Source organism: Moraxella sp. CTOTU47618 (assembly GCF_032017425.1).
GTDB classification, from domain to species: Bacteria; Pseudomonadota; Gammaproteobacteria; order Pseudomonadales; family Moraxellaceae; genus Faucicola; species Faucicola tetraodonis.
Genome location: NZ_DALZPW010000002.1, coordinates 20,355 through 33,541, shown reverse-complemented (window position 1 = coordinate 33,541; position 13,187 = coordinate 20,355). Strand labels below are relative to the sequence as shown.

Sequence of the window (13,187 nt, the reverse complement as noted above, 5' to 3'; positions counted from 1 at the left end):
AGGCAACCGCGTGAATACTCGCAATAAGAAATCGATAACCACCAAAGTTGCCAATGCCATGTCAGGGCGACCCACCAAAGTGCCTGTGCTCAAAGTCACTGCCCCTAAAAGAAATGCGTCAAAGCGTCGTAGTGGTGCCTCACGCCAAGGCAGTATTGAAGAAGATGCCATTCGCTTTAAGTCCATTTGGATAGCGATGGGGCTGGTATTTGTAGCGATTTTTGGGCGCTTGGCATACATCCAAGTCATTAATAAATCCTACTATCAAGGTAAAGGTAATTCGCTCATTACCACCGTCAAAAAAGAGCCGTCCTACCGGGGTATGATCACCGACCGCAATAACATGCCGCTTGCGATTTCAGCGCCATTAACCTCTGCGTATTTTAGTCCGCATGATTATGCGGTGGAATACTATGAGCTCAAAGCGCGCCAGCAAGAATTGCAAAAATCTAAACCGAGTAAATCGGTCAATCGTGAGCTTGAGCGCGTTGCAAAACGTTTGCAGAACATGGATTTAGCCAAACTTTCGGCATTGACAGGCATTAGCGTCAGCGAATTTAAAAATGCGGTACGTATTAATGACAACATCAATCTTGCTGATAAAGAAGCGGTAAAAGCTGTATTGCCCACGGGCGCAGGGTCGCATTATTTTCCATTAATGAAAAATGTGCAACCTGAAGCAGCACAGCCGCTCATTGATGCCAACTTTGCTGGGGTCAGTACCGACACGTTTTATCAGCGCTACTATCCACAGCCACAGCCCAATGCCCAATTATTAGGCTTTATGGCGCGTACCAATATGACAGATGGCACGCATTACCAAGGGCAAGCTGGGGTAGAGCGCGTATTTAATGACATGCTATCGGGCAAAGATGGCGAAGTCATGGTCATGCGTGATGCCAAAAACAACAGCATTAAAGAAATCGAACAAGTCAAACCTGAAGTCGCTGGCAAGGACTTACAACTAACCGTTGACTCACGGCTACAATATATCTTGTACCAAGAGCTTGAAAAAGTCGGAAGAGTACAGCAGGCGCGCTGGGCAGCGGGCATGATTGTCGATGTCAACTCGGGCGAAGTGATGGCGATGTCCAACTGGCCGTCGTTTAACGCCAATGACTTAAATAGTTTATCCAATGAAAACCAGCGTAACCATGCCTTGATGGATGTATTTGAACCAGGTTCGGTAATGAAACCCATCACCGTTGCCACGGGCTTAAAGTCAGGACAATACAATGCCAACTCACTGGTTAATACCAGTCCAGGGAGCATGGTGGTGCAAGGGCATACTATTCGTGACCATGGCAATTTAGGTACCATTAGTCTGCGTACCCTACTGCAAAAATCGAGTAATATTGGCTCAGCAAAAATTGCCCTTTCTTTGCCTGCCACCACGATGAGTGATACGCAAAAAGCCTTTGGCTTTGGCGCAAAAACCAACCTAAAATTACCCGGTGAATCTGCTGGACTAGTGCCAACGCCTGAGCAAAATGAAATCGCACGCCGCGCAACTGTGTCGTACGGTTATGGTCTCCAAGTCACGCTAGCGCAGCTTGCACAAGCTTACAGTGTGCTAGGTGCAGGGGGCGTGATGCATCCGTTGACGATCCTTAAAAGTACCCGTGATAACGCGCTCAATAGCAGTAGTACCAATAATGTCTCCGTCCCTTTTGCCAAACCTGCCGCCAAGCAAGTCATCAAAACCAGCGATGCCCTTACCATTGTCGACATGATGACGTCAGTCACTGAGCCTGGCGGTACGGCAACCTTAGCCGCTATCGATGGCTATCGTGTGGCGGGTAAAACCGGTACGGCAAGACGTACCAACCCTAAAGGCGGTTATTACAATGACCAATATCGTACCGCATTTGTCGGTATTGCCCCTGCTTCCAACCCACGTTTTGTGGTCGCCATCATGGTTGAAGACCCGCGTATTAACAAATTTGGTGGTTTGGTTGCAGCACCCGTGTTCCGCAGTGTGATGAAAGAAGCCTTGCGTTTGTACAATGTGCCGTTTGACAAGCCGCTATCGGGTAAAGAAACCACTACCACCAGCATCGAAAGTGTCAATGACTTATAACAACCCTATGGAAAAAGCTATGATTACGTTGCAACCGATGATGTCTGCGCTATCGCTACCAGAAAGCGTGCGACAACTGTTAAACCCTGTCATGAATCAACCATTTGGGCAGTTTGTGGTCGATAGCCGTCAAGTGGGTCAGGGCGATGTATTTGTATTGCTAAAGAGTCAAAACGCGACCGACAGCCTTGATTTGGAAAAAGTTACAGGTTATCTTGCCCAAGTCACAGACAAAGCGGCGTTTGTGTTGTCAGAAATTGATGTATCTGCGCTCCAGTCGCAGTTTATGTTGCCGATTATTTATTTGCCTACCATTCGTGATTTTTTAGGTTCTCTGATTCAAACCAGTTTGCAACAGCAACATCGCACCAAGTTGCCTGCGGTCATCGCGGTGACAGGCACCAATGGCAAGACCACCGTAAGCCAACTGGTCGCCCAACTCATCAGTCAATCGGGCATCAAAACTGCGGTGATGGGCACGGCAGGTAATGGGGTTTTGCCAAATTTAACCCCAAGTACCCACACCACCTTAGAAGTCTTTAATCTGCAACATGCGATTGATGATTTTGCCAAGCAAGGCGTACAAGCCTTAGCCATTGAAGCCAGCTCTCACGGGTTACACCAACAGCGGCTGCAAGGCGTACCCATCAACGTGGCGATGTTTACCAATTTAAGTCGTGATCATCTCGACTATCATACTGACATGGACGATTATGCGCAGGCGAAAGCGCGACTGTTTGATAAAGCACATTTTCCCACCCTCACTCACGCGATTATTAATTTAGATGATGAATTTAGTGAATTGATGATTGAGGCGGCTAACGCATCCCATTTAACCGTGTGGACGTATAGCTTGACCAATGACCAAGCCGATTTTTTTGCCAAAACCATCCTGCCTAGTTTGCAAGGGGGTGATTTGACCATTGCTCTTTCAAAAGCTGTCACGCCACAAGGTGAATTAACGGTGAACAGTCCACTGTTAGGGCGATTTAATGTGGCCAATTTGTTGGCGAGTATCGCAGGCGCCTTCGCGTTATCACAAAGTGCCGCGATGGGATTGAGTGTGGCGCAAATCCAAGCGGCAGTGCCAACGCTTCGCGGTGCCACAGGTCGTATGGATCGGGTGCCATCGACCAGTAGCTGTTTTATCGTGGATTATGCGCATACGCCAGATGCGCTAGAGCAGGTGTTGACCAGTTTAAAATCGCACTGTACAGGTGAGCTGTGGGCGGTATTTGGCTGTGGTGGCGACCGTGATAAGGGTAAACGTCCACTGATGGCACAAGCAGGACTTCGCCTAGCTGACAAAGTGATTTTGACTGCCGATAACCCACGCAGTGAAGACCCCAACGCGATTTTGAACGATATGCAAGCGGGCATGACTTGCCAGCAGCACTATCAAGCCATTATCGAGCCAGACCGTCAAAAGGCGATTGAATATGCGGTGCAGCATGCCAAGCCTAGTGATATCGTGGTGATTGCAGGCAAAGGGCATGAAACCTATCAAGAAATCAAAGGGGTGCGCCACGATTTTGATGATAAAGTGGTGGTAAAAAACGCCATTGAAAAATTCGGCAAATAACTTAGCCTAGCATCATGAAAAAAATCTACCTAATCCGTCATGCCCAAAGCGAGTCCAATGCAGGGCAAGCAGTGCGCCCCAATCATGCCATTAATCTTACTGACGTTGGCAAGACGCAAGCGCAAGCATTGGCGGATTGGCTTACTGACCATATCAGCGAGCCAGTCACCGAGATTTTTGTATCCCAGTATCTTCGCACCCAGCAAACGGCTCAGCCTTATCTTCAAAGCACTAAGCGCACAGCCACTGTCATCGAAGAATTGCACGAATTTAACTTTTTGGATTTTGACACCATCAAGGATTTGTCATTTGATGACATCCGTGTGATTGCCGATGATTTTTGGCAACAGCATTCTGCGCACCGAGCCAGTGAGGTGACGGACAGTTTTGAGCATTTCGTAGCGCGGGTACAAAAAGTGCGTGCGTATTTTGATGCCTTGCCCGATGGCACCTATCTAGTATTTACCCACGGCATGTGGATTGGCATGCTTATCTGGCAACTGCTACTTGGCGATAGCCCGCGTCTATATAACATGAAAAAATTCCGTGAGTTTGAACTGGCAATGCGCCCCAAAAATTGCGAAGTGTTGTTGCTCGCTGCTGCAGGAATCAAGAAAGTATGGGTGCGCAATGATGGGCAAGATGACGAGATTCGCTAGTAATAAACTATAAAGAGACCCGAATAAAGAGACCCCAACAAAGAGACCAAAATGACTGCATATATTTGGCAATCTGCCAACTTAACCGAAGCGCTAAAAGATCTAAACCCAACCTTTCACAGTGATTTTACCCAGACATCCAAAAAAATTATCACCGACACCCGCAAAATCGAACAAGGCGATATCTTTTTAGCCATCCAAGGCGATAACTTTGACGGACATGATTATGTAAAAACTGCCAAAGATAAAGGCGCGGTCTTAGCGATTGTCAGCCGTGCAGTCGAAAGTGACTTGCCGCAACTCGTAGTGACTGACACAAAATTGGCACTCGGCAAATTAGGTGCTTACCGCCGTGGCCAACATCCCAATCTAAAAGTCGTCGCGATTACAGGCTCGAGCGGCAAAACCACCGCCAAAGAAATGCTTGGCAGTATTTTAAACCGTATTGCGCCGACACTTATCACCCGCGGCAATCTCAACAATGATTTGGGCGTGCCGATGATGCTACTAGAGCTGACCGATGACCATCGCTATGCCGTGATGGAGCTTGGCGCCAACCATGTCGGAGAGATTGCTTATACCACACAGCTTGTCAAACCCGATGTCGCTTGTGTGCTCAATATCGGCACGGCACATTTGGGGGAATTTGGCGGGCGTGATAATATCGCCAAGACCAAATCTGAGATTTATCAAGGATTAAGTAACACAGGTACAGCGATTGTGCCATTTGGTGATGATTATTTTGATACGCTACTCAATAATGCCCAACAATTTACCCAAAATATTCTAACCTTTGGCGAGCGTGACGTGTCCTTGGCGGATGCTGGCGTGGATATGCAACAAGCCAAAGAGATTGGCTTAACAGATGAAGATACGGTGCTACTGATGGGTGATGTGTTTGCCGATGATGTGGAAGTCGGTAATACCAGTACCTTTAGCCTAAATTTCAATTTTGAAATTGATGAAATCGAGAGTCAAAACGTCACTTTAAACTTTGCAGGTGAACACAACATCAGCAATGCCTTAGCCGCCGCGGCATGTGCGCAAGCCTTGGGGCTGTCGATTGATGATATCGCCAAAGGACTCGATACCGCCAAACCTGCCAAAGGTCGACTCAATTTTATTGAGTTTGGTAAACATACTTTAATTGATGACACTTATAATGCCAATCCCAGTGCCGTCGTTGCTGCCACGCAAGTGTTGGTGAGTCAAGGTGCGCCCACCATGTTGGTATTGGGCGATATTGGTGAGTTGGGTGATGCCGCCCAAGAGGAGCATCGCAAGCTCGGTGAGGCTATTGCCGCCTCTGGCGTGACTGTGCTGTATACGGTGGGGGAGTTAACGCCTGTTACCGTCGCGCAAGCGCAAGCATCCGGCATGCAAGCACAGGCTTATCCAGACAAAGCCACCCTACTTGCGGCGATCAAAGATAAGCTGGCGAGTAGTGATGACGCCTGGCATATCTTGTTTAAAGGCTCACGCTATATGATGATGGAGCAGGTAATTGACGAGTTAACCCGTCAGCCATCCTAACTAAAAACAGCGCTTTCATCAGCCATTTGATAAAAATTGGCTGATTTTTTGTGAATTTTTACTTAAAATAGTCAACTTTTTATGATGGGTTTTTGCTAATGAGTCAACGTGAGACAGTTTTTATAGACGGTTTTCATAGCGATTTTTCATGTATCCTATCATGATAATGACAGGGACCTTAAGCCCCTGTTTTTACCCAGAACCCCCTAAGGAGTCCACTCGTGCTATTGTGGTTATTTGAATGGCTAAGCCAATTTTATTCCCCATTTTCGGCTGTGTCATCGCTGACCTTACGTGTTTTATTAGCGGTGCTGACTGCGCTGGGTATCAGTATGGTGTTTGGTGGACGCGTTATTGAACGGCTGCGTGCGCTCAAATATGGACAAGCCATTCGTAACGATGGCCCACAGAGCCACCTTGCCAAAACAGGCACACCCACCATGGGCGGGATTTTGATTTTGGGCAGTATTTTGGTGACCACGCTATTGTGGGCGAATCTAACCAACCCCTACGTATGGATTTTGATGGTGGTCTTGGTGATTTTTGGCGCGGTGGGCTGGGCAGATGACTGGCTGAAAATCAAATATAAAGACCCAAAAGGCTTGATTGCGCGCAAAAAATATTTTTGGTTGTCGGTTGGCGCTTTATTTGTGGGTGTATCCTTATACTGGATTGCCAGTCAGCAGCCGCATGTGGCGACAGCTCACGCCATGCAAGATTTACTGATTCCGTTATTTAAAAACGTGTCGATTCCTTTCTCCGCTGTACCATTGGGTTTGGCGTTTATTATCTTTACTTATTTTGTGATTAATGGCACCTCAAATGCGGTCAACTTAACCGATGGTTTGGATGGTCTTGCCATTTTTCCTGTGGTGTTGGTCGCCGCAGGCTTAGGGGTGTTTGCTTATGTGTCAGGGGATTTTCGCTTTGCTGAATATCTCCACGTGCCCTATATTGCTTATAATAGCGATGTGACAGTTGTGTGTGGTGCCATGGTTGGGGCAGGCTTAGGGTTTTTATGGTTTAATGCCCATCCCGCCCAAGTGTTTATGGGCGATGTTGGTGCATTAGCCTTGGGCGCGATGCTTGGCACCATTGCTGTGATGACGCGCCAAGAGATTGTGCTGTTCATCATGGGTGGTTTATTTGTGGCAGAAGCCGTATCGGTCATGCTACAAGTAGGCTCTTACAAACTTCGTAAAAAACGCATCTTTCGCATGGCGCCGCTGCATCACCATTTTGAAGAAGGTGGCTGGAAAGAAACCCAAGTGGTTACCCGTTTTTGGATTATTACCATTGTCTTGGTTATTTTAGGGCTGATGACGTTGAAACTTCGCTAATTTTGCTACGTTCGCTAACGGCGCTTTGCATCAATTGGGTTTTTAACAGCTTTTTTGAGATATTTTTATGGTGGCATCCCCTTCGACATTTTCTGCAAATTTTCGCTGCCCGATTTGCCAAAGTCCGCTAAAGGTGGGTGAAAAAGTTTGGCAATGCACCGGTGAAAATGCGCAGCAGCGGCAACATAGCTTTGATGTCGCCAAACAAGGGTATGTGAATCTACTGCCGGTGCAAAATAAGCATAGCAAAAACCCCGGTGATAGTGATGAGTCGATTATGGCGCGTCGTCGTTTTCTACAAGCGGGGTTTTATCAGTCGCTGCAAGATGGGCTCTATGACTTTTGCAAAGGGCTATTATCCTCCCAACCATCGGTAAATTGGCTAGACATTGGCTGTGGCGAAGGATATTACACTGAGCGATTTTTACAGCTTAACCCAAGCAAGTTAGTCGCGCTTGATATCAGCAAACCTGCCGTACTTGCTACGGCCAAACGACTTAAACCAATTAGCACGACCACGCAAAAATATTGCTTAGTGGCATCTGCTTCACAAGTACCATTGGCCAGTCAGGCGGTGAGTATGTTGACCAGTATTTTTAGCCCGATTTTGGCGGATGAATTTCATCGGTTGGTCAGCGATCAGGGTTTTGTAGTGATTGCCAAGCCCGCCGTCAATCACTTGATTGAGATGCGTGATGGGCTATTTGAACAAATCGTGGCGCACGACTCAGACAAATTTATCGATGAATTAGCACCGTATTTTGAGTTGGTTAAGCAAACGCGGGTGGAAACCACGATTTCGCTTACCGCTACGCAGTTACAAGATTTATTGACTATGACGCCCTATGCGTTTCGGGCGCAGCCAGCCAGACGTGAAGCATTAATCGAGCGCTGCCAGCAGGCAGGGTCAATGCGCTTTACGACCGATTTTATGCTTTATGGGTTTCAAAAAATTTGTCTATAAACAAACAGCCCTAAGCGCGTGGATGGTGCTGCTGATGCAGCTGTTGCAGTCTTGCCGTAGCCACATGGGTATAGATTTGGGTGGTTGATAAATCGCTGTGACCCAATAACATCTGTACACTGCGCAAGTCAGCGCCGTGATTGAGCAAATGAGTAGCAAAGGCATGACGTAAGGTATGCGGAGAAATTTCGCTGTCGATGCCGGCTTGCTTGGCGTAGCGTTTAATGACATACCAAAAGTTTTGGCGGGTCATATAGCCGCCTTGTTGGGTCAAAAATACCGCTTGGCAGCGACTTTCTCGCCCATTTTTCATGATACATAATTGCGGTCGCGCTACGCTCAAATAATCGGTCAATACATCAATCGCCACTTCGCCAAGGGGTACCAGCCGAGTCTTATCACCTTTACCGGTAACCTGTAACCAGCCTGCATTGAGATTGACTTCACTTAACGATAAATGAATAAGCTCAGAGACACGCAGCCCGCACGCATAGAGCACTTCAAACATGGCTTGGTCACGCATGCCCAATGGGGTCGATGTATCTGGGCTGGCGAGTAGGGCATCGACATCACTTTCGGATAAATCTTTGGGTAGCGCGCGCCCAAGTTTTGGGGTCTTGATATGCTCACACGGGTTGTCATCACGCTGATTAGCGTTGATTTGCCATAAAAAAAACTGTTTGAGCGATGATAAGGCACGCGCTTGGCTGCGCGCTGTTTTGCCTTGTTTATAGAGCGCCGCTAGGCAAGCTAACACGTCACTGGCATCCCAACGGGTGATGGCTTTGCTACAGGTGGCTTCACACAGCATCAAGTCACGAATATAAGCATTGCGCGTATTGGTGGCAAGTCCCCGCGTCAGCAATTCTTGGCGAAACTGCTGAATATAACTGGGCTCATCATCAAGGTGTAAGGCTTTGACTTGGCGAGGTTGGCGCGCGGCGACTTGGGACATAAATGACTTGAAATCTCGGGATAAGGGGGCGTTTTTTAACCAGCTTTTTTCTTAATCCAGTAATGATACACATTGGCATACGGATCAGGATTTTGGTGTTGTTGGGGGTTGATGATGTCTTGCTGCTCGATAAGTTCATGCCCCAGATGGCGACAAAAATTGGGGATATCGCGCGTGGTCGCAGGGTCAGTGGCGATGACATGAATCACCTCTCCCGACTGCGCTTTACGAACGGTTTTATGCAGTAGCATAATCGGCTCTGGACAAATCAGCCCTTGGGTATCGAGTTGGTAATTGGCATCAGGCATGTTGAGTCTCTGTTTTTTGAGTTTCTGTTTGTCGACTTTCTTGGATAAAATTAAAAAAACGGGTTAAATTGGCTTTAAACATAAACGCCACCCCAATCCAGGCGGCTAGGGCGACATAGCTACTGATAACAAACAAGCCAAATCCCATACCGATACACAGCGCAAGCATGCTCGGCTGGCTTAAACGGTAACGGTATAAAATAAACGCCACATAGCAGGATAGCGGTATGGTGAGTCCAACAAGTCCATAAGGCACCCAATGAAACAAAGTATAAATTGTTTGACTGTCCTTAAACTGTGACAAGCTCTTTAGGGTACCAAATAATAAAAATAGCGCAATTGCCAAATAAACCAGATAAATTGACCATTTGTTGAGTCGCTGTGCGTGCTCAATCAAACAAAGAACAGGGGCTGAAAAGCCTTTGGTCGTTGGCGTAGCAGGTGCATTTAATTGAGTCATGATAACAGCGCTCCTTCGCCACTTCTAAGCCAACTGCCGAGCATAATCGCTGAGGCGATACTATCAATCGGCTCTTTGTCACTTTTGATTAACCCATATTCCCAAGCCAAATTTTTGGCTTCACGGCTAGTTAAGCGCTCATCCGCCAAAATAATCGGCCGTGGTCGATGCGCTTCCTCGAGCTGGTGTTTAAGCCTACGAGCAAATTTTTTGGCACGATTGCCAAGCTCAGATGCAGTGCCATCCATATTCAGTGGCAAACCGATGATGATGGTGCTTACTTGCCATGACTCGATAATTTTTAGCAATTCATCCCAATTGGGTTTGCCATTATCCATTTTAAACTGCATCAACGGGCTTGCGGTTTGGGTTAAGGTATTGCCCAAGGCGATACCCATTTTTGCGATGCCAAAATCAAGCCCCATCACCGTTTCGATAGTGTGGGTGTGATGGGTATCTTGTGCCATAGTCAGGTTAAGCATGCCCGATATCCGTACTCAGTTTGTTAAAATCAACGCCCAACTGCTGAGCGGCGACTTGCCAGCGAGTCTGATGGTCGATATCAAACAATAGCCCCATTGATGCCGGCAAAACAAACCAATCGCCTTGGTTGATTTCTTCTTCTAGCTGCCCTTTCCCCCAGCTGGCATGACCCAAACAAAGCTCAAAATGCTCAACACCTTGACCATTGGCGATACTTTGTAAAATATCCTTGCTAGTGGTGATACAGACGTTTTCGGTGATGGCAAACGAAGATACCCAATCGGGCTGTCCCGTATGGAGCACAAACCCAACTTCCGGGTTCATGGGGCCGCCATCTAAGGGTAATTTTCGGTGCAAGTCAGTGATTGTCACATCAATATTTAATTCTTCAAACAATTTGGCGACGTTGCTGGTTTCGATGGGTTTGTTAATTACCAGCCCTAACGTGCCTTGTTGGTCTTGACGGCAAATATAGACCAAAGATTGATAGAAAATCCCGCCGTCAATATTGGGCGAGGCTATCAAAAAATGGTTGGTAAGATTTTGGTTTTTTGACATTCAGTGGCATACCTAATTAAAAGCGACTTAAAAGCGGCAAAGATTAAAAACGATAAACATTAAAAGCGACAGGCGATATTAAATTAACTTACCCGGCGACTTGCTAGCAAACTGCGCGCGTGTTTGAGCGTGTCTTCGGTGATATTGACCCCGCCCGACATGCGCGCTAATTCCTGCACTTGGTCATCGCCCGACAGGATTTTTAAGTGAGACTGGGCTTTCTCTTGCTGGGTCTTGTACACCAAAATATGCTGATGGGCTTGTGCCGCGACTTGCGATTGGTGAGTGATAGCAATGATTTGTTGTTCTTCACCCAGTTCACGCAGTAACTCGCCCACCACTTGCGCCGTGCCACCACTGATACCCACATCCACTTCATCAAATACCAATAACTGACGGGTGGTGGTTGCCATATCGGTCGTCGTATTACGGCAAACCCCTTGCGCATCAATGACTTGCATGATAAGCGCTAACCGTGATAATTCACCGCCTGAGGCAATTTTGTGAATCGGTTGCATTGGCATACCGACATTGGCACTAAATAGCAGTTCAATTTGCGATAACCCGATACTTTGCGGTTTATCAAGTGGGGTAAATTCAAATGCTGCCTGCACATTGGGCAATGCCAATGCTTTTAACCGTGCGACTAGCGCTTCAGCTAATGTTGTGGCATTGGCTTGGCGACTGTCATCCAACGCTTTGGCTTTTTGCAGGTAGGCTTGATAAGCTTCTTCAATTTGCTCTGCCATCGCTTCAGGCGACATCACTGATTGCAAATCATCTAATTGCTGTTGCCAGGCTTGGCTGTCTTCAACAAGGTTTTCCGGCGTGGTATGATATTTACGCGCCAGTCGGTGGAACGTCGATAACTGCTCATCAAGTAGTGCTAACCGCTTGGGGTCAAGGCTTTGTCCCTCAGCATAATTGCTGAGGGTGCTAGCCACTTCAGCGATTTGGGTATGTGCTGAGTACAACTGTTCAACACAATCGGCATAGGTTTGGCTAAGCTCAGTCTGTGCTTCACACAGTCTAATCGCCCGATTAAGCAGGCTTACCACATCGGGCTCATCACTGTCATTATCGAGTAGTTGCACCGACAAGGCGGCTTGCTGCATGAGGTTTTCAAGGTTAGATAATTCATCGTACTCAGCTTCAAGTTCACTGTATAAGACAGTGGCAATTGGCTCAATATCGGCTAATTGATTCCTCAATAGCTCAATTTGCTGTTGGCGCAATTGCTCGTCTTTGGCGTGCTGGGCGGCTTGTGATTTAAGGCGTTCGTACTGCAAAAAAGCTTGTTTCACGTCGCTTGCTTGGCTATTTAAGCCCGTGGCGCTATCAAGCCATTCCATCACAAACTGCGGACGTAGCAAACTTTGCTGGGCATGTTGGCTGTGAATATTGACCAGTAACCCACCCAAAATTTTAAGCTCATTCATACTAATGGGCATGCCATTGAGCCAAGCTTTACTACGAAGCGTACCGTTTTGGTTGGCAAGTTGCCGGCGAATCAGCAGCGTATCGTCTTCAAATGGGTAATTTTGCTCGCTCAGCCATGCCATGACTTCGGGTAATTGACCGATATTAAATTCTGCAAAAGCGTCTGCCGTGGTCTGTCCATGCCGAATCAAACCTGCGTCACTACGACCACCCACGCACAAGGTCAAGGCATCAAGCAATAGTGATTTACCAGCACCTGTCTCGCCAGTGATAATGTTAAATCCAGCATTCATCTCAATTTCAGCATTGGTGACGAGGGCTAAATTTTGTAAGGTTAACTGTGTCAGCATATCAATCCTATCATTGACGTTAAGAGTGGCACATTGGCGGTCAAATTTGCAAAAACTTTATTGTAACCTTCTCATGAAAAGCTCACAATAATCCTAGACAAGTCTTCAAAAATCAGTAAAAATTCCATCTAGCTGTTTCACACTAAACAATAGCATAATTGGGACAATTACAAAATAAGCAACGCAAAAATCCAAATTTCCGTCAGCTGGCTATCTTTGATGGGTATCTGTGTCGAGCAATCTTCGCCTAGTCAAGTTAAGGGCGGTTTCATCGTTGTCATAAAACATAGAGTGTTATTAATAGATTGTCATAAAAGTTGACTAAATTTGATGCTATCCTATTTGTCTAAACAACGTCTGCATAAGGATAACGGAACATAATTTTTTATCAACCGTTAACAATCTATCGGCAATACCATTGGCTGATTGCGACAAGTCACGGACTGCGTTTGATTATAAAACCCATTTGTCGATT

The 13,187-nt window shown here is 46.8% G+C and carries 12 protein-coding genes; 6 read left to right on the top strand and 6 right to left on the bottom strand.

The genetic code is table 11. The annotated features are described in order from the left end of the window. Positions 1–10: 10 nt before the first annotated feature. From RTS09_RS02360 to RTS09_RS02335, 6 genes are all read left to right on the top strand, one after another. On the top strand, positions 11–2,080 hold the full coding sequence (locus tag RTS09_RS02360; RefSeq protein ID WP_312533989.1) for a peptidoglycan D,D-transpeptidase FtsI family protein: 2,070 nt from the start codon (positions 11–13) through the stop codon (positions 2,078–2,080). 19 nt (positions 2,081–2,099) lie between these two features. Further along, a complete protein-coding gene (locus RTS09_RS02355; RefSeq protein ID WP_312533985.1) occupies positions 2,100–3,662 on the top strand; it encodes a UDP-N-acetylmuramoyl-L-alanyl-D-glutamate--2,6-diaminopimelate ligase in 1,563 nt (520 codons plus the stop codon). Between the two features lie 14 nt (positions 3,663–3,676). Continuing rightward, positions 3,677–4,321, top strand: coding sequence for a histidine phosphatase family protein (locus RTS09_RS02350; RefSeq protein ID WP_312533983.1), 645 nt, complete (start codon positions 3,677–3,679; stop codon positions 4,319–4,321). Between the two features lie 51 nt (positions 4,322–4,372). Then, positions 4,373–5,854: a UDP-N-acetylmuramoyl-tripeptide--D-alanyl-D-alanine ligase gene (locus tag RTS09_RS02345; RefSeq protein ID WP_312533981.1), complete on the top strand. Its 1,482-nt coding sequence runs from the start codon at positions 4,373–4,375 to the stop codon at positions 5,852–5,854. Between the two features lie 221 nt (positions 5,855–6,075). Further along, positions 6,076–7,194, top strand: a complete 1,119-nt coding sequence (gene mraY, locus RTS09_RS02340) for a phospho-N-acetylmuramoyl-pentapeptide-transferase (protein WP_050324892.1) — start codon at positions 6,076–6,078, stop codon at positions 7,192–7,194. 67 nt (positions 7,195–7,261) lie between these two features. Continuing rightward, positions 7,262–8,158 (top strand): putative RNA methyltransferase, encoded by an 897-nt coding sequence (locus tag RTS09_RS02335; protein ID WP_312533978.1) that lies wholly within the window; start codon positions 7,262–7,264, stop codon positions 8,156–8,158. 10 nt (positions 8,159–8,168) lie between these two features. On the opposite strand, the gene xerD is transcribed toward RTS09_RS02335, so the two are convergent. The 6 genes from xerD to recN form a co-directional block, all read right to left on the bottom strand. Beyond that, positions 8,169–9,113: a site-specific tyrosine recombinase XerD gene (xerD, locus tag RTS09_RS02330; protein WP_312533975.1), complete on the bottom strand. Its 945-nt coding sequence runs from the start codon at positions 9,111–9,113 to the stop codon at positions 8,169–8,171. A gap of 35 nt (positions 9,114–9,148) precedes the next feature. Next, positions 9,149–9,421: a sulfurtransferase TusA gene (gene tusA, locus RTS09_RS02325; RefSeq protein ID WP_050324895.1), complete on the bottom strand. Its 273-nt coding sequence runs from the start codon at positions 9,419–9,421 to the stop codon at positions 9,149–9,151. Continuing rightward, positions 9,414–9,881, bottom strand: a complete 468-nt coding sequence (locus RTS09_RS02320) for a hypothetical protein (RefSeq protein WP_312533972.1) — start codon at positions 9,879–9,881, stop codon at positions 9,414–9,416. The genes tusA and RTS09_RS02320 overlap by 8 nt, the downstream gene beginning before the upstream one ends. Beyond that, on the bottom strand, positions 9,878–10,363 hold the full coding sequence (gene ruvX / locus RTS09_RS02315; RefSeq protein ID WP_063619555.1) for a Holliday junction resolvase RuvX: 486 nt from the start codon (positions 10,361–10,363) through the stop codon (positions 9,878–9,880). Before ruvX ends, RTS09_RS02320 begins: the two co-directional genes overlap by 4 nt. Further along, positions 10,356–10,922: a YqgE/AlgH family protein gene (locus RTS09_RS02310; protein WP_050324897.1), complete on the bottom strand. Its 567-nt coding sequence runs from the start codon at positions 10,920–10,922 to the stop codon at positions 10,356–10,358. Before RTS09_RS02310 ends, ruvX begins: the two co-directional genes overlap by 8 nt. Positions 10,923–11,005: 83 nt before the next feature. Beyond that, a complete protein-coding gene (gene recN, locus RTS09_RS02305; RefSeq protein ID WP_312533970.1) occupies positions 11,006–12,712 on the bottom strand; it encodes a DNA repair protein RecN in 1,707 nt (568 codons plus the stop codon). Between the last annotated feature and the right edge of the window lie 475 nt (positions 12,713–13,187).

Coding starts and splice junctions, on each gene's coding strand:
- xerD (WP_312533975.1), bottom strand. CDS start 9,113: ATGTCCCAAGTCGCCGCGCGCCAACCTCGCCAAGTCAAAGCCTTACAC.
- RTS09_RS02310 (WP_050324897.1), bottom strand. CDS start 10,922: ATGTCAAAAAACCAAAATCTTACCAACCATTTTTTGATAGCCTCGCCC.
- RTS09_RS02355 (WP_312533985.1), top strand. CDS start 2,100: ATGATTACGTTGCAACCGATGATGTCTGCGCTATCGCTACCAGAAAGC.
- RTS09_RS02345 (WP_312533981.1), top strand. CDS start 4,373: ATGACTGCATATATTTGGCAATCTGCCAACTTAACCGAAGCGCTAAAA.
- ruvX (WP_063619555.1), bottom strand. CDS start 10,363: ATGCTTAACCTGACTATGGCACAAGATACCCATCACACCCACACTATC.
- tusA (WP_050324895.1), bottom strand. CDS start 9,421: ATGCCTGATGCCAATTACCAACTCGATACCCAAGGGCTGATTTGTCCA.
- RTS09_RS02320 (WP_312533972.1), bottom strand. CDS start 9,881: ATGACTCAATTAAATGCACCTGCTACGCCAACGACCAAAGGCTTTTCA.
- RTS09_RS02350 (WP_312533983.1), top strand. CDS start 3,677: ATGAAAAAAATCTACCTAATCCGTCATGCCCAAAGCGAGTCCAATGCA.
- RTS09_RS02335 (WP_312533978.1), top strand. CDS start 7,262: ATGGTGGCATCCCCTTCGACATTTTCTGCAAATTTTCGCTGCCCGATT.
- recN (WP_312533970.1), bottom strand. CDS start 12,712: ATGCTGACACAGTTAACCTTACAAAATTTAGCCCTCGTCACCAATGCT.